This is a genomic window from Sphingomonas abietis, assembly GCF_027625475.1.
Lineage (GTDB): Bacteria > Pseudomonadota > Alphaproteobacteria > Sphingomonadales > Sphingomonadaceae > Solisphingomonas > Solisphingomonas abietis.
Genome location: NZ_CP115174.1, coordinates 2,818,807 through 2,837,440, shown reverse-complemented (window position 1 = coordinate 2,837,440; position 18,634 = coordinate 2,818,807). Strand labels below are relative to the sequence as shown.

The following is an 18,634-nucleotide window of genomic DNA, read 5'->3' as shown; positions in this document are numbered from 1 at the left end:
AAGTCGAGGGATGCGAGGCGGGCGATATGCAGGCGTGTCTCGACTTCGCTCGACACGAACGGGTGCGGTGAGGGGATGGGCGCATGAGCACCGAGCAGCCCTGGCGCCAGGCGAAAGGCCCGTTCGCGGCGGTGTTCGCGGCGCCGGCGCTGTGGCTGTTCGTCTTCTTCCTCGTGCCGCTCGCGGTGATCTGGGCGTACAGCTTCGGTCGCACCGTGGGCCTCACCGACATCGCGATCGACGGCACCTTCTCCAACTATGCGCGCATCGCCGATCCTGTCTACGTCCAGGTGTTCGTCAAGTCGTTGGGCTATGCGGCGCTCACCACTTTCCTCTGCCTGATCGTCGGCTTTCCGGTGGCGCTGGCGATCACCTTCGCCGGGCCGAAGGCGAAGGTGTGGCTGCTGCTGCTGATCATGCTGCCCTTCTGGACCAACCTGCTGGTCCGCACCTATGCGCTGATGGCGGTGCTCAGGACCGAGGGCTTCATCAACGACATCATCGGCTGGGTCGGGCTCGGGCCGTGGCCGCTGCTCCACAATAATTTCGCGGTGGTGGTCGGGCTGGTCTACGTCAACCTGCCCTTTCTGGTGCTGCCGCTCTATTCGGCGCTGGACCGGCTCGACCGTTCGCTGCTGGAGGCGAGCCTCGATCTCGGCGCGGGGCATGTCCGTACCATCTTTTCGGTGGTGGTGCCGCTGGCGCTGCCCGGCATCCTCTCGGGCATCCTGATCACCTTCATCCCGGCGATGGGCTCCTACCTGACGCCGGACCTGCTCGGCGGGCCGGACAGCCAGATGATCGCCAACGTTATCGAGCGCCAGTTCAAGCGCGCCAACGACTGGCCGTTCGGCGCGGCTTTGTCCTTCGTGCTGATGTACCTGACCTTCGCCGCGATCGCGGTGCAGGCGATGATCGCCCGGCGGCGGAAGGGGCTGGAGGGATGATCATGGGCCTTCCCCCGTTCGTCCCGAGCGCAGTCGAGGGACATGCAGCGGGCGCGGCGCAAGCGTGTCTCGACTTCGCTCGACACGAACGGGGGAGGGCGCGGATATGAGCCGCAGCAAGGCCGCACCGCTCGACTATCTCGCTCGCTGGCCGCTGCGGCTGTGGTTGGCGCTGGTCACTATCTTCCTCTACGCGCCGCTGCTGACTTTGGTGGTGTTCAGCTTCAACGACAGCCGCCGCAACATCGTCTGGCAGGGCTTCACACTCGACTGGTACGGTGCCGTCTTCAACGACAGCGACCTGCTCGTCGCGTTTGGCAATTCGCTGACCATCGCCGCGCTCTCCACGCTGATCAGCCTGGTGCTCGGCGCGCTGGTCGCGGTCGCCTGCTGGCGGTTCCGCTTTCCGTGGAAGCCGGCGTTCGAGGGCGCGCTGGCGTTGCCGATCGTGGTGCCGGAGATCTGCATGGGCGTCGCCATGCTGGTGTTCTTCTCGCGGATCATGGCGTGGCCGGCCGATCTGCCATGGCCGTTCAGCCTCGGCGCGATCGTCATCGCGCACATCTCGTTCAGTTTTCCGTTCGTCGCGGTGATCGTGCGGGCGCGGCTCGCCTCGTTCAACCGCGAGTTGGAGGAGGCAGCGAAGGATCTCGGCGCCTCGGAATGGCGCGCCTTCATGGATGTGCTGGTGCCGCACATGAAGCCGGCGCTGATCGCGGGCGCGCTGCTCGCCTTCACGCTCAGCCTCGACGATTTCGTCATCACCTTCTTCACCGCCGGGCCCGATACGGTGACCTTCCCGGTGAAGGTCTATTCGATGGTGCGCTTCTCGGTGACGCCAGAGGTCAACGCCGCCTCGACTTTGCTGATCGTGGTGACGGTGGTGCTGACCGCGATCGGCCTCAGGATGCAGGGGCGGGATATCGCCAAGATGGAAGGGGGACAGTGATTTGGCCGAGCCGCTGATCCGGATCGAGGGCGTTTCCAAGCGCTTCGGCGATTTCGCCGCGGTCGACGATGTGTCGCTGGATATCGTCGAGGGCGAGTTCTTCGCGCTGCTCGGGCCGTCGGGCTGCGGCAAGACGACTTTGCTCCGGATGCTCGCCGGGCTGGAGGTGCCGACCGAAGGCCGCATCCTGATCGACGGTCAAGACATGGCCGGGGTCGGGCCGAACAAGCGCCCGGTCAACATGGTGTTCCAGTCCTACGCGGTGTTCCCGCACATGACCGTCGAACAGAATGTCGGCTATGGCCTGCGCATCGACGGCGTGCCGGAGAAGGAGCGGCGGACCCGCGTCCACGACGCGTTGGCGCTGGTCAAGCTCGACGGCTTCGAGACGCGCAAGCCCGATCAGCTGTCCGGCGGCCAGCGCCAGCGCGTCGCGCTCGCCCGCGCATTGGTCAAGCGGCCGCGCGTGCTGTTGCTGGACGAGCCGCTGTCGGCGCTGGATGCCAAGCTGCGCGAGGCGATGCGCTCCGAGCTGGCGATCATTCAGGACAAGGTCGGCGTCACCTTCGTGATGGTGACCCACGACCAGGACGAGGCGCTGGCGATGGCCTGCCGCTGCGGGGTGATGAACAAGGGCGTGCTCCAGCAGGTCGCGAACCCGAGCGATCTCTACGAATATCCCGCCAACCGCTTCGTCGCCGATTTCATCGGCAGCGTGAACCTGTTCGAGGGGCGGCTGGTGCAGGATCTGGCCGCGCAGGCGCTGATCGAGGCGGACGGTGCGCGCGTCTGGGTCGATCATGGCGTCACCGGCGCGGAGGGCGGCACGGTCTGGGCGGCGCTGCGCCCCGAGAAGATCGAGCTCGCCCACCGCGAACCCGATGCGCCGCCACCGGCGCTGGCGCCGGGCACCCCCGAAGGCGCCAACCTGCTCGCCGGCACGGTCAGGCATTTCTCCTATCTCGGCAGCGAGACGGTCTATGAGATCGAGGTGGCGGGCGGCCGCATGGTCAAGGTGCTGCGCTCCAACGTGCGGCGCTACGAGGATCGCGGCTTCGATACCGACCAGCCGGTGTGGCTGAGCTGGTCGCCGCAGTCGCCCGCGGTGCTGCTGTCGTGAGCGATATTTCCCCGCCGTGCTCCTGCGAACGCAGGAGCCCAGGGCAGCGGGTGCCGCGCCAGTGGCTCTGGGCTCCTGCGTTCGCAGGAGCACGGAAAGGCGTGCCGCGATGACCCGCCCGCTGATCGGCATCTCGGCCGATACCCGCGCCTATGGCGAGGAGACGGCGCAGCTGGTCATCGAGCGCTATATGGAGGCGGTGATCCGCCACGCCGGTGTCGATGCGGTGCTGATCCCGGCGCGGCCCGACCTGATCGACGCGAAGTCCGTCGCCGCGCGGCTCGATGGTCTGCTGCTCACCGGCAGCCCGTCCAATGTCGCCCCGGCGCGCTACGGCGATGCGAGCGACGGCGACGGCCCCTTCGATCCCGGCCGCGACGAGATGACCGCGCGGCTGATCGCGGCGATGATCGATCGCGCGCGCCCAGTGCTCGGCATCTGCCGCGGCTTCCAGGAACTGAACGTCGCCTTCGGCGGCACGCTGGCACGCGATCTCGGCGCGGAGGGGCGCCCGCTCAGCCATCATGCGCCCGACGGCGTCCCGCTGCCCGATATGTTCGGCCACCGGCATGACGTGATCCTCACCCCCGGCGGGGTGCTGGCGCGGGCCTTCGGGCGCGAGCGGCTCGCGGTCAATTCGGTGCATTTCCAGGGCGTCGGCCGGCTCGGCGAGGGGCTTTCGATCGAGGCGCAAGCGCCCGACGGGGTGGTCGAGGCGATCTCGGCCAGCCCCAACCGCGCCCCGATCCTCGCCGTCCAATGGCATCCCGAATGGCAGACCGACCGCGATGCCGCCTCGCAGGGCATCTTCCACATCTTTGGCCGCGCGTTGCGGGGGGAAGACCCCATCAGCGCCGATCGTGTCGAGCGCAGTCGAGACACGCAGCACCCAGCCTCCACGTCCCCCGACTGCGCTCGGGACGAACGGGAAGAAACCGCATGACCCGCCGCAACCACGACATCGCCGAACTGCGCCGCCTCGACGTCGCGCATCATCTGCCGGCGCAATCCTCCTACAAGCTCCAGCGCGACATCGGCGGCAGCCGGATCATCGTGCGCGCAGAAGGATCGACCATCTATGATGGCGACGGCAATGCCATCCTCGACGGCATGGCAGGCCTCTGGTGCGTCGATGTCGGCTATGGCCGTGCGGAACTGGCCGAGGTGGCGCGCGAGCAGATGCTCGAACTGCCTTTCTACAACACCTTCTTCCGCACCGCGACGCCGCCGCCGATTGCGCTGGCGACCAAGCTCGCCGGGCTGCTCGGCGGCGAACTCCAGCATATCTTCTTCAATTCGTCGGGCTCGGAATCGAACGACACCGTGTTCCGGCTGGTCCGCACCTATTGGGACATCAAGGGCGAGCCGCAGCGCAAGACCTTCATCAGCCGCCGCAACGCCTATCATGGCTCGACCGTGGCCTCGGCCAGCCTCGGCGGCATGAGCTACATGCATGTGCAGGGCGATCTGCCGATCCCCGGCGTCGAGCATGTCATGCAGCCCTATTGGTTCGGCGACGGCTTCGGCGAGGATCCCGTGGCGTTCGGCGCGCGCGCCGCGCAGGATATCGAGGATCGCATCCTCGCCATCGGCCCGGAGAAGATCGCGGCATTCATCGGCGAGCCGGTGCAGGGCGCCGGCGGCGTCATCATCCCGCCGGACGGCTATTGGCAGCAGGTCGAGGCGATCTGCCGCAAATATGGCATCCTGCTGGTCCTGGACGAGGTGATTTGCGGCTTCGGCCGGCTCGGCGAATGGTTCGGCTTCCAGAAATTCGGGGTGACGCCCGACATCGTCTCGATGGCGAAGGGGCTGTCGTCGGGCTATCTGCCGATCTCGGCCACCGCCGTCTCCCGCGCCATCGTCGAGACGCTGCGCTCGGTCGACGATGATTTCGTCCATGGCTACACCTATTCGGGCCATCCCGTCGCGGCGGCGGTGGCGCTGCGCAATCTCGAGATCATCGAGCGCGAGCAGCTGGTCGATCGGGTCCGTTCGGACGTCGGCCCCTATTTCGCCGCCGCGCTCGCCCGGCTGGCGGCGCATCCGCTGGTCGGCGAGGCGCGCTCGCTGGGGCTGATCGGTGCGGTCGAGATCGTCGCCGAGAAGGGCACCAACCGGCGCTTCGGCGGCCGCGAGGGCATGGCCGGCCCGATGGTCCGCGATGCCTGCATCGCCGGCGGGCTGATGGTCCGTGCGGTGCGCGACAGCATCGTGATGTGCCCGCCCTTCATCATCACCCATGAGGAGATCGACCGCATGGTCGCGATCATCGCCGCCGCGCTCGACCAGGTGGCGGAGACGCTGCGCGCGCTCGACTTGCCGCTGCTCGAAGGGGCAGGCGAGGGGCTGTGAGATATTCGCTCTCAGCACCAACATCCGTTCGGCCTGAGCCCGTTCGGAGGCTATGCTGCGCGGTAGCTGCGCGTCGATGGCGCACGGCACGAACGGACGCTTGAGATGGGAACGGACATGAAACCCGACATCGATGCCACCTTCGCCAACTGGATACGGGAAAAGGGCATCAGCGAGGTCGAATGCCTCGTCCCCGACATGAACGGCGTGATCCGCGGCAAGGTGTGGCCCGCCGGCAAGTTCGTCTCCTCGGTGAAGAGCGACTCGCTGCGCCTGCCGTCGAGCGTCTTCTCGGTCACTGTCACCGGCCAATATGCCGACGAGCCGGGCGACGAGGAGGCATTCAGCGATCGCGACGTCTCGCTCCACCCGGACCCGGCGACGCTGTGCGTCGCGCCGGGCTTCAAGACGCCGACCGCCTTCGTCTTCGCGGATGCCTATCACAAGGGTGGCGGACCCTATGAGATCAGCCCGCGCCATGTGCTGAAGAAGGTGCTCAGCCTCTATGACGAGATGGGCTGGAAGATCGTGGTCGCGCCCGAGCTCGAATTCTACCTCACCCAGGTCAACACCGATCCCGACCTGCCGCTGGAGCCGCCGGCCGGTCGATCGGGCCGCGCCGAGACCTCGCCGCAACCCTACGGCCTCGAAGCGGTCACCGAATATGAGGATCTGATCGAGGACATCTACGAATATGCCGAGACGGCCTCGCTCCATCTCGACACGATGATCCACGAGGCGGGCACCGCCCAGCTCGAGATCAACTTCAACCATGGCGATCCCATCCACCTGTGCGACCAGGTGACGTTGTTCAAGCGTATCGTCCGCCAGGTCGCGCTCAAGCACGGCGTCTACGCCACCTTCATGGCCAAGCCGCACGAGAACCAGCCCGGCTCGGCGATGCACCAGCATATCTCCGCGGTGGATTCCAAGACCGGCCAGAACCTGTTCGGCACCGGCAAGGGCAAGGAGGGGCTGACCAAGACCTTCCGCCACTTCGTCGGCGGGCTGCAGACCCTGCTGCCCGAGGTGGCGCCCTTGTTCGCCCCCAACGTCAACAGCTTCCGGCGGATGCGGCCCGATCATTCGGCGCCGATCAACCTGCAATGGGGCTATGACAATCGATCCTGCGGCCTGCGCGTGCCGATCACCGATCTACCCAACACCCGTGTCGAGAATCGCGTGCCCGGCGCCGATGCCAACGCCTATCTGGCGGTCGCGGCGTCTTTGGTGTGCGGCTATATCGGCGTGCGTGACGGCATCAAGCCGGAGGCCATGGTCGAGGGCAACGCCTATCGCCATGCCCGCACCCTGCCACGCAATCTCGACGAGGCGCTGTTCCGCATGGTCCAGTGCAAGGAGGTGATCGAGATCCTCGGCGAGGATTTCATCCGCGCCTTCCACCGCATCAAGTCCGACGAGCTCAACGCCTATGAAGGCGTGATCAGCTCGTGGGAGCGCGACCATCTGCTGCTGAAGGTGTGATGCACAAAATAATTGCAGATACTTCGTTCGTCCTGAGCTTGTCGAAGAATGTGCCGCAGGCGCGACGCCGGTAGCACGCACTTCGACAGGCTCAGTGCGAACGGATTCCATGCGAGACGACCGGAGACGCGCATGTCCAATATCCCCAACGACCTCTCCGCCTTCTGGATGCCGTTCACCGACAATCGCGGCTACAAGGCCGAGCCGCGGATGTTCGCCAAGGCGGCGGGGATGCATTATTGGACGCCCGACGGGCGGCAGGTGCTCGACGGCACCGGCGGGCTGTGGTGCGTCAATGCCGGCCATTGCCGCGCGCCGATCACCCAGGCGATCGCGCAGGCCGCCGGCGAGCTCGATTTCGCGCCGACCTTCCAGCTCGCCCATCCGTCGGTGTTCCGGCTGGCGACCCGGCTCGCCGCGATCACGCCCGAAGGGCTGGACCATATCTTCTTCACCAATTCGGGCTCTGAATCGGTGGATACCGCGCTCAAGATCGCGCTCGCCTACCAGCGGTCGATCGGGCAGGGGACACGGACCCGGCTGATTGGTCGCCAGCGCGGCTATCACGGGGTCAATTTCGGCGGCGTCTCGGTCGGCGGGATCGTTGGCAACCGGCGGCAATTCCTGTCGCTGCCCGGCGTCGATCATCTCCGCCACACCCATAGCCACGAACACCAGGCGTTCACGCGCGGTCAGCCCGCATGGGGCGCGCACCTCGCCGACGAGTTGGAGGGGCTGGTCGCGCTCCACGGCGCCGAGACGATCGCGGCGGTGATCGTCGAGCCGATGGCGGGATCGACCGGGGTGCTGCCCCCGCCGGTCGGCTATCTGGAGAAGCTCCGCGCGATCACCGCGAAGCACGGCATCCTGCTGATCTTCGATGAGGTGATCACCGGCTTCGGCCGGTTGGGCGCGCCATTCGCGGCGCAGGCGTTCGGGGTGACGCCCGACCTGATCACCATGGCCAAGGGGCTGACCAACGGCGCGGTGCCGATGGGCGCGGTCGCCGCCGTCGGCTTCGTCCACGACGGCATCGTGAACAACGCGCTGCCGGGGATCGAGCTGGCCCATGGCTACACCTATTCGGGCCATCCGCTCGCCGCCGCCGCCGGACTGGCGACGCTCGACATCTATGCCGACGAGGGCCTGTTCGAGCGCAGCGCCGCGCTCACCGACGTCTGGGCGGACGCGATCCACGGCCTGCGCGATCTCGACGTCATCCACGATATCCGCACCTGCGGTTTCGTCGCCGGCGTGGAGATGAAGCCGAAGCCCGGTGCACCGGGCGCGCGCGGCAAGGCCGTGTTCCACCGCGCCTTCGACGACGGCCTACTGGTCCGCGCCACCGCTGACACCATCGCGCTGTCGCCGCCGCTGATCGCCAGCGAGGCCGAGATCGGCGAGATTGTGGACAGGCTGCGCGCCGCGATCGTCGCGGCGGCCTGAGGGCCATTCACACGCGATCAGGCGGCGGCGACCTTCGGGATGATCACCGATTGCAGCGCGGCCGAGAGGGAGACGAGCAGCGCGCGGGGGGTATAGGGCTTCTCGCACACCGGGGCGTCATGGAATTCGGGCGGAATATCCTCGGCATAGCCGGTCGCGAAGACGAACGGCACGCCCAGTTCCCGTAACCGGCTGGCGACCCCGAACGAGCGCCCGTCGAGCCCGATATCGATGATCGCGGCATCGGGGGCGTGGTGATCGTAATTGATCATGTCGAGCGCTTCGATCTCGGTCAGTACCGGCCCGATCGGCCAGCCGCCGGCCCCCGCGATCGTCTCGGCGATCACTTCGCCGATCAGGCTATTGTCTTCAACGATGAGGACGCGCTTGTCGACGATGTGATGCATGGACCACCTCCCTGCCAGCGGCAATTTGGCGGCGAAGGCGGTAAACAAAGAGTTAAATCTGGGTAGGATTAAGGATTTTTAGACGAAAGTATGATCGCGCCGAGCGGGCGTCGCGGGAGCGTCGCGACGGCGGGTGCCATGTTCCGGCTCGCCACTCACGGTCTGCATCCCTATATGCCCGGGCATCATGCCGACCTTCGCCAAGATTTGCGGGCTTTCCACACCCGAGACCGTATCGGCCGCCACGCGGGGCGGGGCCAGTCATGTCGGCTTCGTCTTCTTCCCGAAGAGCCCGCGCGACATCGTGCCCGAACAGGCCGGTGAACTGGTCACGCCGGAGGCAGTGGGCCGGATCGGCGTGTTCGTCGATCCCGACGATGCGCTGCTTCTTCATGCGGTGCGCGGTGCGCGGTTGACCGGCGTCCAGCTGCACGGTGACGAGAGTCCGGAACGGGTCGCGGCGGTGAAGGCGCGGCTGGGCATCGAGGTGTGGAAGGCGGTGCCGGTGCGCACCCGCGCCGATCTCGACGCGGCGAAGCTGTATCGGGGGGCCGCCGATCGCATCCTTTATGACGCCAAGACCCCCAAGGGCACCCTGCCGGGTGGCATGGGGTTGCGCTTCGATTGGAAACTGCTGGAAGGGTTCGGCCACCCGCTGCCCTGGGCGCTGTCGGGCGGTCTCGATGTGGCTAATATTGCCGAGGCCGTGCGGATCACCGGAACCCGGCTGGTCGATGTCTCCTCGGGCGTGGAGCGTGCGCCAGGCGTCAAGGATGTGGACAAGATCGCCGCCTTCCTCCAAGCGACGGCTCAATCATGACGAGCCTGACACCCCACGGGGCAAACTCCCTCCGCGCCCAGCCCGATGCTGATGGCCATTTCGGTGAATTTGGCGGCCGCTACGTCGCCGAGACGCTGATGCCGCTGATCCTCGACCTCGAGCGCGAATATCGCGCGGCGCAGGTGGACGAGGGATTCCATGCCGAGCTGGACGGGCTGCTCAAGCATTTCGTCGGCCGGCCGAGCCCGCTTTATTATGCCGAGGGACTGACCAAGGCGCTGCGCCGCGATGCGCCCGCCGGGCCAGACGGGAAAAGGCGCGGCCCGAAGATCTATTTCAAGCGCGAGGATCTGAACCACACCGGCGCGCACAAGATCAACAATTGCATCGGCCAGATCCTGCTCGCCATCCGCATGGGCAAGACGCGGATCATCGCCGAGACCGGCGCCGGCCAGCATGGCGTCGCCACCGCCACCGTCGCGGCGCGCTTCGGCCTGCCCTGTACGATCTTCATGGGCGCGGTGGATGTCGCCCGCCAGCAGCCCAACGTGTTCCGCATGAAGCTGCTCGGCGCCGAGGTCCGCTCGGTCACCTCCGGCGCGCAGACGCTCAAGGATGCGATGAACGAGGCGATGCGCGATTGGGTCGCGAACGTCGACGACACCTTCTACATCATCGGCACCGCCGCCGGCCCGCATCCCTATCCCGAGTTGGTGCGCGACTTCCAGTCGGTGATCGGTATCGAATCCCGCGCCCAGATCCTGGAGGCGGAGGGGCGCCTGCCGGATCTGCTGATCGCGGCGGTGGGCGGCGGATCGAACGCCATCGGCCTCTTCCATCCCTTCCTCGACGATCCGCAAGTGGCGATGCTCGGCATCGAGGCGGCCGGGCATGGCATGGACACCGACAAGCACGCCGCCAGCCTCAATGGCGGCCGCCCCGGCGTCCTCCACGGCAACCGCACCTATCTGCTGCAGGACGAGGACGGCCAGATCACCGAGGCGCATTCGATCTCGGCGGGGCTCGACTATCCGGGCATCGGCCCCGAGCATAGCTGGCTGCATGAGAGCGGCCGGGTGGTCTATGAAGGCGTCACCGACCAGGAGGCGATGGACGCCTTCCAGCTCTGCTGCCGCGCCGAGGGGATCATCCCGGCGCTGGAGAGCGCCCACGCGATCGCCGCGATCGTCCGCAAGGCGCGCGATATGGACGAGGACCAGATCGTCGTCCTCAACCTCTCCGGCCGCGGCGACAAGGACATCTTCACCGTCGCCGACGCGATGGGGGTGACGATATGAGCCGCCTCGCCACCACCTTCGCGCGCCTCGCCGCCGAGGACCGGGCCGCGCTGATCGCCTTCGTCACCGCCGGCGATCCGTCGCCCGCGCACACGCCTGCCATCCTCGATGCGATCGTCGCGGCAGGCGCCGACGTGATCGAGCTCGGTATGCCCTTCACCGATCCGATGGCCGATGGCCCGGCGATCCAGGAAGCCAATATCCGCGCGCTCGCCGCCGGCACCAAGACTGCCGACGTCCTGGCCATCGCCAAGGGCTTCCGCGAGCGTCATCCGGAGACACCGCTGGTGCTGATGGGCTATGCCAATCCGATGCTGTCACGCGGGCCGGCATGGTTCGCGCAGGCGCTCGATGATGCCGGTGTCGATGGCGTGATCTGCGTCGATATCCCGGCGGAAGAAGATGCCGCGCTCGGGCCGGCGCTGCGCGGCAAGGGCGTCGATCTGGTCCGTCTTGCGACGCCGACCACCGATGCCGGGCGCCTGCCGGCGGTGCTGGCTGGCGCCTCCGGATTTCTCTATTATGTCTCGGTCGCCGGGATTACCGGCCTCCAGCAGGCGGCGACCGACAGCATCGATGCGGCGGTGGCGCGGCTGAAGATGGGCACCGATCTGCCCGTCGCGGTCGGCTTCGGGGTCCGCACGCCGGAGCAGGCCGCCGCCATCGCGCGCATCGCCGATGGCGTGGTGGTCGGATCGGCGATCGTGGACGTACTGGCCAAGGCCGGCGGCGATCCTGCGGCGGGTGCCACGCTCGTCGCCCAACTGGCAGAAGCGGTGCGCAGCGCCCGCGTAGGAGTGAACGCATGAGCTGGATCGACAAGGTCCGCAACTCGATCCCCTTCATCGTGAAGCGGGAGACCCCGGACAATCTCTGGCACAAATGCCCGCAATGCGGCGCGATGACCTTCCTCAAAGAATATGAGGAAAACCAGAATGTCTGCCCGAAGTGCGAGCATCATGGCCGCATCGGCGCAGCCAAGCGCTTCGACCTGATCTTCGACAGCGGCGTCCACACGCCACTGCCGGCACCGACCGTGCGCGAAGACCCGCTCAAATTCCGTGACACCAAGAAATATGCCGATCGCATCAAGGCGGCGCGTACCGCCACCGGCGAACCGGACGCCTTCCTGAATGCCAAGGGCGAGATCGAGGGCCGCAAGGCCGTCGTCGGCGTGCAGGATTTCGCCTTCATGGGCGGATCGATGGGCCTCGCGGTCGGTGCGGCGTTCGTCGCCGGCGTCGAGGCGGCGATCGCCGAGAAGGCGCCGTACATCGTGTTCACCGCGGCCGGCGGCGCCCGCATGCAGGAGGGTATCCTCAGCCTCATGCAGATGCCCAAGACCACGGTCGCAATCCAGAAGCTGCACGAGGCGGGGCTGCCCTACATCGTGGTGATGACCGATCCGACCACGGGCGGCGTCACGGCTTCCTATGCGATGCTCGGCGATGTCCAACTCGCCGAGCCGGGCGCGCTCATTGGTTTCGCCGGCCAGCGGGTGATCGAGCAGACCATCCGCGAGAAGCTGCCCGAAGGCTTCCAGCGCTCCGAATATCTGCTCGACCACGGTATGCTCGACATGGTGACCCACCGGCACAAGCTGCGCGAGACGCTGGCCAGGCTGATCGCCTATCTCGTTCCGGAGCAGGCGGCGGCGTGAAGCCATGGTGGATCATGCCCGATCCGACGACACGGATGTCCAGCGCCAGCTAGACAGGCTCGATGCGCTCTCGCCCGGCCGCGATATTCTCGGGCTGGAGCGGATCAGCGAATTGCTGGCGCGGCTCGGCCATCCCGAGCGATCGCTGCCGCCGGTGTTCCATGTCGCCGGCACCAACGGCAAGGGATCGACCTGCGCCTTCCTGCGTGCTGCGCTGGAGGCGGCGGGGTATAAGGTCCATGTCTATACCAGCCCGCACCTCGTCCGCTTCAACGAGCGCATCCGGCTGGCCGGGCAACTGATCGACGACCCGACGCTCGCCGGCTATCTGGCGCGCGTGCTGGATATTGCGGGCGACATGGTGCCCAGCTTCTTCGAGGTGACGACGGCGGCCGCGCTGTTGGCCTTCGCGGAGGTTCCGGCGGATGCCTGCGTGATCGAGGTCGGCCTCGGCGGCCGGCTGGACGCGACCAATGTGATCGCCGCTCCGATCGTCACCGGCATCACCCAGCTCGGTATGGATCACCAGGCGTTCCTCGGCGACCAGCCCGAGCAGATCGCTGCCGAGAAGGCCGGCATCGCCAAGGCCGGCGTGCCGCTGCTGACCCAGCGCTATCCGGCCAAGATGGCCGAGGCCGTGGCGGCGGTGGCCAATGTGGTCGGGGCGGAGCTTTATCCGCGCGGTGCATCCTGGGATGCCGTGTCTGCTCGTGGCGAACTCCATTATCGCGATCTCGAAGGTCAGTTCGCATTGCCGCTGCCGAGGCTCGCGGGCGCTTATCAGGCGCAGAATGCGGGCCTCGCCATCGCCATGCTGCGCCACCAGAGGGTGCTGCCGGTGCCGGCATCGGCGCTGCGTGCGGCGATGGGATGGGCGGAATGGCCAGCGCGGATGCAGCCGCTCGCGCCCGGCCCGCTGCGCGATCTGCTGCCCAAGAATGGCGAATTGTGGCTCGATGGCGGGCACAACCCGGCTGCCGCGCGCGTGGTGGCGGATCATCTGCGCGCCGTCGTCCCGGCGGGCAAGCCGCTGCATCTCGTCATGGGACTGCTCGCCAATAAGGATGCGACCGGGGTGCTGAAGGCCTTCGCCGGCCGCCATGCGACGCTTCATGCGGTGCCGGTGCCGCATCACGACCATCATGCGCCCGCGGAATTGGCGGCCGCCGCGAGGCATGCCGGCCTCACCGCGATGCCGGCGGCGAGCGTCGCCGATGCTCTCGGCTGGATCGGCCGCCATGCCGATTGCACCGAGCCGCCATATGTGCTGATCCTCGGCTCGCTCTATCTGGCCGGCGAGGTGCTGCGCGCCAACGGGCAGTTGCCGGACTAGGCTCAGGCGGCAAGTCCGGTGTTGCCGGCTTCGCGCCGCGCCTGGCGCGATGAGCGCCACCATTCGGCCAGCACGAACAGGATCGCGAGCAGGCCCACCAGTGCGGTCTGGCGGAACACGGTGGCGTAGCCCAGCCGGTCGAACGCTTCGCCGGCGACTCCGCGCGCCAGCGACCCGATCAGGAAGGTGAGCGAGGACAGCAGCGAATATTGGACGGCGGCGTAGCGCTTGGCGACGATGCCCGACACATAGGCGACGAACGCGGCGCCGGCGATGCCGGTGGAGACATTCTCGGCGGAGATCACGATCAGCAGCCGCATCATCCGTTCGTCGGAGCCCAGCATGGCCGCCAGCGCGTCGAGCCGCAGCAGGTGCGCGAAGGCGTCGATGCCGACGGCGCCGTCGGCGAGATCGGCATAGAGGAAATTGCCGAGGATCGGCAGGATCGCGCCGATCAGCACGGTCGGGAAACGGCCCAGCCGCGCGAACAGGATGCCACCCAGGCCGACGCCGACGATGGTCATCACGATCCCGAACAGTTTCGAGGCAAAGGCCACCTCGTCCTTCGAATAATGAAGGAAATCCAGGTAGAAGGGATAAGCGAACGCGGCCCAGATATTGTAGCAGAGGGTGTAGGTGAGGATCAGCCCCATCACCCCCAGCACGCCCCAACCCAGCCGCGCCGTTAATTCGGTCAGCGGGCTGATCAGGGCGCCGTAGAGATGGTCGGCCGCGCCACCCACCGATCGCGCGGTATCGGCGGTCATCCGGTCCTTGAGGCGATTGACCATGGCGGCCACCATCAGCGGCACCAGCACGGTGGCGATGATGATCCACGGGCCGGTCGTCTTCATGAAGCCCGCGACCGAAGGCGCAATGGTGCCGGCCGGCACCGGCATCAGCATCGTCACCATGAAATGCCCGATCGACGCGATCGCCCAGATCCAGCTGATGCCCACCACGGCAAGCGCCGCGAAGCGCAGCCCCGGCGCCAGCTCATGGTCGGACAGCGCGCCGTTACGGCTTTCCGGCGGGCGCTCGGTATCGGGGGCGAACAGGGCGACACCGATCATCAGGGCGATGAAGCAGGCCATGATGAGGAAGACGAGCGTCCACGACATGCGGGCGGCCAGGAACAAGGCGAAGGCGCCGCCGACGATGCTCGCGATGCGATAGCCGAACTGGTAGATCGCCGAGAGCAGCTCGACCGGCGTCATCTCGTCGGCGACGTCGATCCGCCAGGCATCGACCGCGACATCCTGCGTCGCCGATCCCAGCGCGGCGATGACCGCGAAGATCGCGAAGGTGCCGATATCCTTCGCCGGATCGGTGAAGGCGAGGCCGATGAAGGCGAACACCATCACGATCTGGCAGAGCGTGATCCAGCTCTTGCGGCGGCCGAGCCGACCCAGGCCCGGCAGCACGAGTCGATCGACGACGGGCGACCACAGGAATTTGAAGGCATAGGCAAGGCCGATCCACGACAGGATGCCGATCGTCGCGAGGCTGATCTTCACCTCGCCGAGCCACGCGTTCAGCGTGCCGATCAACAGCGCATAGGGCAGGCCGGACGAGAAGCCGAAGGCCAGCATCGAGGCCGACTTGCGGGTTTTCAACGCCACCGCCAGCAACCGGAAACCCTTGGGACGCTCGACTGCCAATATACCCTCCCGTTCAGGAAGGCCGGGCATACGATGGCGATTGATCGATACCTAGAGCGAAGTTTCCTCCGCCGAAATCGTTTCGGCCGCCGTCAGTCCTCGTACAGCGTCAGCCCGCGCGGCAGCCGGCCGGGCTTGCGGCCGGCGCGCTTGGCATCGAGCGCGGCGATGGCGGCGAGCATGTCGCGCTGCGAATAGGGCTTGGCGAGGCAGCCGGCGGCGAGGCTCTGTGCCTCTACAGGGCATTGGCCGGACACGAACAGCAGCGGGATGCCGGCCTCATGCGCGGCACGAGCGACATCGACGCCACTGCCGGCGCCACGCAGATTGACGTCCGACAGGACCAGATCGATGCCGCCCTTCGCGATCAGGGCCTTGGCCTCCGCCGCATTGTCGATGGTGTCGACCACGGTGTAGCCCGCGTCGCCAAGTCCATATTCATTGTCGAAGGCGACCAGCGCATCGTCCTCCACCACGAGGATGCGGCGGATAGCGCCGTCGCGTTCCTGCCGTCCCCGTCCGAACATCGTGCCTCCCTCGGCTGCGACTCGCAGCTTGACCCCCAAGCGAATAGCGCGGAAGGCGGTTCCGCACCCATTAAAGCGGAGACATGAAGTGAGCGCCCCCCGCCGCCCCGGCGATGACGGCCGACCCGGCGCCAAAAAGCCGGGCTGGGCCAAAGCCAAGCCCAAAGCAGGCGGGCGCCCCACCAAGCACCGCACCCGTCGCGACGCCAAGCCGGCGGCCGATGGCGAGGGCGATCGCCCCGCCAAGGGCCCCCGTATCCGCAAGGACGGCAGTGTGGCGAGCGGGCGGAACGATATCCGGCAGGCCCGCACCGATGGCGTCGCGCCGGATGCCGGCAGGCCTACAAATCCGCGCGCAAATCCGCGCGCCCGGCCGATGCGGCGCGATGGCGATGCCCCCGCGCGGCCGGCGAACGAACGCGGACGGCAGGATCGCTCCCGCTCGGCGCCTGTCGGCCGGGACGATTTCGGCGCATCCGGCGCATCCGGCCGCCGCGACGATCGCACGTCCGTGGCTCGCCCGTCCACTTCTCGCCCATCGTCGGCTGGCCCGTCTTTCGGTCGCCCCGCAGGCGATCGTTCCTCTTCTCTTCGGCCATCGGAGGACCGGCCCCGTCCCGTCCGTCCGCGGAGCGACGAAGGACGCGGACCTGTCCGACGGGATGGCATGGGCTCCACGGCGAGGCCGCCGGCTGATCGGCCGGATCGCTCCCGCCCGGTGCGGACGAGTGTCGGGCGCGCCGGTGATGCGGGCGCTGCGCCACGGCGTCGTGAGACCGTGGCCCCGGCCGGCAGGCCCGTCGCAGAGCCGGCCCGTGCAGGCCGCGTTCGCAAGGACGGCAGCGTCGCGACCGGCAGCCGCGATGCGCGCGCGTCGCGTGCCAACGCCTCCAGCGTCCATGCCAAGCTCGAGCCGCAGCGGATCGCCAAGCTGCTGGCCCGCGCCGGCATCGCCTCGCGCCGCGAGATCGAACGGATGATCGTCGAAGGACGGATCGCGCTGGACGGCACGGTGCTCGATACACCCGCCACGATCCTGACCTCGCTTCAGGGCGTGACCGTCGACGGCAATCCGGTCGAGGCCGCCGACGCCTCGCGACTCTTCCTGTTCCACAAGCCGACCGGACTGATCACCGCCGCTTATGACCCCGCCGGCCGCGCGACGATCTATGATCGCCTGCCGCCTGGCCTGCCGCGGGTGATCCCGGTCGGCCGGCTCGATCTCAATACCGAGGGCCTGTTGCTGCTCACCAATGACGGCGAGCTCAAGCGCAAGCTCGAATTGCCCTCCACCGGCATCCCGCGCGTCTATCGCGCCCGTGCCTATGGCGAGGTGACACAGGAGATGCTCGAGTCGCTGATGGAAGGGATCACCATCGACGGCATCCGCTATGGCCCGATCGATGCCAATCTGGAGCGTCGCACCGGTGCCAATGTGTGGATCGAGATCAAGATCACCGAGGGCAAGAACCGCGAGGTGCGGCGCGTGCTCGAATATCTGGGCCTCCAGGTCTCGCGGCTGATCCGCGTCGCTTATGGCGAGTTCATCCTCGCCGATCTGCCGGCCGGCGAAGTGGTCGAGGTGCGCCAGCACGATCTCGAGGAGTTCAGGAAGACGTTGCGATGAAGGTTGGGCGATGAAGGTTGGGCGATGAAGGGCGGACGATGAAGGGCGGACGATGAGAATCATTGCCGGCCAGTGGCGCGGGCGACCGTTGAAGGCGCCGAAGGGTGACGAGACGCGCCCGTCGGCCGATCGCACCCGCGAAGCCCTGTTCTCGATGCTGGCGAGCCGGCTCGGCAGTTTCGAGGATCTCGCCGTGATCGATCTGTTCGCGGGCACCGGCGCACTCGGGCTGGAGGCTTTGTCCCGTGGCGCGGCGTCCTGCACCTTCGTGGAGCAGGACAAGGCGGCGCTAGACGCGCTGCGCGCCAATATCGCGAGCCTGGGTGCCCGCGCTGACGTGCGGGCGCAGGCGGTCGGCACGCTGGGCCCGAGCCCGCGGCCCTATGATCTGATGATGATGGACCCACCCTATGACATGCGGGCGGGCGTGCCGACGCTGGAGCGGCTGGCCCGGCTGGGTTGGCTGGCGCCGGGCGCGCTGGCCAGCGTGGAAGGGGAGCGCGCCGAGATCGTGACGCCGCAGGGCTTCGCGATCGAGACGGAGCGGCAATATGGCAAGGCCAAGCTCACTCTGCTGCGCTACGAAGGCTGATCGCCAGACGAACCCGCAGGCGATCGTCACCTGCGGGTTCGCTCCTGTCAGCGGGGATCGGCGGCGGCGAGCCTCACATCGTCATGCTGGCGGATGAGGGCCGTGATCTGCCGCGTGCCGCTGTCCTCCATCTCCTGCCGACAGCGGCTGCGGTCCACCGCGCCGGCGATGTCGCCGAGGCTGCTCGTGCAGGTGCCGGCGGCGATACGATGCAGGCGCCGGGCGAGCGTGGCCCGGCCTTTGGCGGTGGCGAGGTCGAGATCGGCATAGGAAATCCGGGCGCTGACCGGCTCGCGTGTCTGTGCGAGCGCGGGGGGGACGGCCATCAGGCAAGCGACGGCGATCGCCGCGAAGGCGACGTGAGAAAGACGGGGCATCGAAAATCTCCTGCGTGAGATCGGTTTGACGCGCACATATTCGTTCGCATCCGCCGCGCGGGGGCGCCG

Annotated in this window: 18 protein-coding genes; 14 read left to right on the top strand and 4 right to left on the bottom strand. The window is 67.5% G+C overall.

Annotation, left to right across the window (positions count from 1 at the left end):
* Nucleotides 1-83 precede the first annotated feature (83 nt).
* The 7 genes from PBT88_RS13510 to PBT88_RS13480 all read left to right on the top strand — a co-directional run bounded on the left by PBT88_RS13510 (nucleotide 84) and on the right by PBT88_RS13480 (nucleotide 8,302).
* Nucleotides 84-947, top strand: a complete 864-nt coding sequence (locus PBT88_RS13510) for an ABC transporter permease (RefSeq protein WP_270075861.1) — start codon at nucleotides 84-86, stop codon at nucleotides 945-947.
* Nucleotides 948-1,053: 106 nt separating this feature from the next.
* Nucleotides 1,054-1,896, top strand: coding sequence for an ABC transporter permease (locus PBT88_RS13505; protein WP_270075860.1), 843 nt, complete (start codon nucleotides 1,054-1,056; stop codon nucleotides 1,894-1,896).
* A 1-nt stretch (nucleotide 1,897) separates the two neighbouring features.
* Nucleotides 1,898-3,016, top strand: coding sequence for an ABC transporter ATP-binding protein (locus tag PBT88_RS13500; protein ID WP_270075859.1), 1,119 nt, complete (start codon nucleotides 1,898-1,900; stop codon nucleotides 3,014-3,016).
* A 109-nt stretch (nucleotides 3,017-3,125) separates the two neighbouring features.
* Nucleotides 3,126-3,959, top strand: a complete 834-nt coding sequence (locus tag PBT88_RS13495; RefSeq protein WP_270075858.1) for a gamma-glutamyl-gamma-aminobutyrate hydrolase family protein — start codon at nucleotides 3,126-3,128, stop codon at nucleotides 3,957-3,959.
* Nucleotides 3,956-5,371 carry an aminotransferase gene (locus PBT88_RS13490; RefSeq protein WP_270075857.1) on the top strand — a complete coding sequence of 472 codons (1,416 nt, stop codon included), beginning with the start codon at nucleotides 3,956-3,958 and terminating at the stop codon, nucleotides 5,369-5,371. Before PBT88_RS13495 ends, PBT88_RS13490 begins: the two co-directional genes overlap by 4 nt.
* 117 nt (nucleotides 5,372-5,488) lie before the next feature.
* Nucleotides 5,489-6,856 (top strand): glutamine synthetase family protein, encoded by a 1,368-nt coding sequence (locus PBT88_RS13485; RefSeq protein WP_270075856.1) that lies wholly within the window; start codon nucleotides 5,489-5,491, stop codon nucleotides 6,854-6,856.
* A gap of 132 nt (nucleotides 6,857-6,988) precedes the next feature.
* Nucleotides 6,989-8,302 (top strand): aspartate aminotransferase family protein, encoded by a 1,314-nt coding sequence (locus PBT88_RS13480; protein WP_270075855.1) that lies wholly within the window; start codon nucleotides 6,989-6,991, stop codon nucleotides 8,300-8,302.
* A 17-nt stretch (nucleotides 8,303-8,319) separates the two neighbouring features.
* Here PBT88_RS13480 and PBT88_RS13475 read toward each other — a convergent pair whose 3' ends face one another.
* Complete coding sequence (locus PBT88_RS13475; protein ID WP_270075854.1) at nucleotides 8,320-8,709, bottom strand: response regulator; 390 nt, start codon at nucleotides 8,707-8,709, stop codon at nucleotides 8,320-8,322.
* A 187-nt stretch (nucleotides 8,710-8,896) separates the two neighbouring features.
* Here PBT88_RS13475 and PBT88_RS13470 point away from each other — a divergent pair, with 187 nt between their 5' ends.
* Genes PBT88_RS13470 through PBT88_RS13450 form a run of 5 tightly spaced genes read left to right on the top strand, consistent with a single transcriptional unit; the run spans nucleotide 8,897 to nucleotide 13,781 of the window.
* Entirely contained in the window at nucleotides 8,897-9,529 is a 633-nt protein-coding gene (locus PBT88_RS13470; protein WP_270075853.1) for a phosphoribosylanthranilate isomerase, read from the top strand.
* Entirely contained in the window at nucleotides 9,526-10,788 is a 1,263-nt protein-coding gene (gene trpB, locus PBT88_RS13465; protein ID WP_270075852.1) for a tryptophan synthase subunit beta, read from the top strand. The genes PBT88_RS13470 and trpB overlap by 4 nt, the downstream gene beginning before the upstream one ends.
* Nucleotides 10,785-11,597 (top strand): tryptophan synthase subunit alpha, encoded by an 813-nt coding sequence (trpA, locus tag PBT88_RS13460; protein WP_270075851.1) that lies wholly within the window; start codon nucleotides 10,785-10,787, stop codon nucleotides 11,595-11,597. The genes trpB and trpA overlap by 4 nt, the downstream gene beginning before the upstream one ends.
* Nucleotides 11,594-12,448 (top strand): acetyl-CoA carboxylase, carboxyltransferase subunit beta, encoded by an 855-nt coding sequence (accD, locus tag PBT88_RS13455; protein ID WP_270075850.1) that lies wholly within the window; start codon nucleotides 11,594-11,596, stop codon nucleotides 12,446-12,448. Before trpA ends, accD begins: the two co-directional genes overlap by 4 nt.
* Nucleotides 12,449-12,452: 4 nt before the next feature.
* Nucleotides 12,453-13,781 (top strand): bifunctional folylpolyglutamate synthase/dihydrofolate synthase, encoded by a 1,329-nt coding sequence (locus tag PBT88_RS13450; RefSeq protein ID WP_270075849.1) that lies wholly within the window; start codon nucleotides 12,453-12,455, stop codon nucleotides 13,779-13,781.
* 2 nt (nucleotides 13,782-13,783) lie between these two features.
* Here PBT88_RS13450 and PBT88_RS13445 read toward each other — a convergent pair whose 3' ends face one another.
* Together PBT88_RS13445 and PBT88_RS13440 are read right to left on the bottom strand one after the other, a co-directional pair.
* Nucleotides 13,784-15,442, bottom strand: a complete 1,659-nt coding sequence (locus PBT88_RS13445) for an AmpG family muropeptide MFS transporter (protein WP_270075848.1) — start codon at nucleotides 15,440-15,442, stop codon at nucleotides 13,784-13,786.
* A 92-nt stretch (nucleotides 15,443-15,534) separates the two neighbouring features.
* On the bottom strand, nucleotides 15,535-15,969 hold the full coding sequence (locus PBT88_RS13440; RefSeq protein WP_270075847.1) for a response regulator: 435 nt from the start codon (nucleotides 15,967-15,969) through the stop codon (nucleotides 15,535-15,537).
* A gap of 376 nt (nucleotides 15,970-16,345) precedes the next feature.
* On the opposite strand from PBT88_RS13440, the gene PBT88_RS13435 reads away from it, so the two are divergent.
* Both PBT88_RS13435 and rsmD read left to right on the top strand, forming a co-directional pair.
* Nucleotides 16,346-17,596 (top strand): pseudouridine synthase, encoded by a 1,251-nt coding sequence (locus PBT88_RS13435; RefSeq protein WP_407696563.1) that lies wholly within the window; start codon nucleotides 16,346-16,348, stop codon nucleotides 17,594-17,596.
* 52 nt (nucleotides 17,597-17,648) lie between these two features.
* Nucleotides 17,649-18,188 carry a 16S rRNA (guanine(966)-N(2))-methyltransferase RsmD gene (rsmD, locus tag PBT88_RS13430; RefSeq protein WP_270075845.1) on the top strand — a complete coding sequence of 180 codons (540 nt, stop codon included), beginning with the start codon at nucleotides 17,649-17,651 and terminating at the stop codon, nucleotides 18,186-18,188.
* Between the two features lie 47 nt (nucleotides 18,189-18,235).
* Here rsmD and PBT88_RS13425 read toward each other — a convergent pair whose 3' ends face one another.
* A complete protein-coding gene (locus PBT88_RS13425; protein WP_270075844.1) occupies nucleotides 18,236-18,565 on the bottom strand; it encodes a UrcA family protein in 330 nt (109 codons plus the stop codon).
* Between the last annotated feature and the right edge of the window lie 69 nt (nucleotides 18,566-18,634).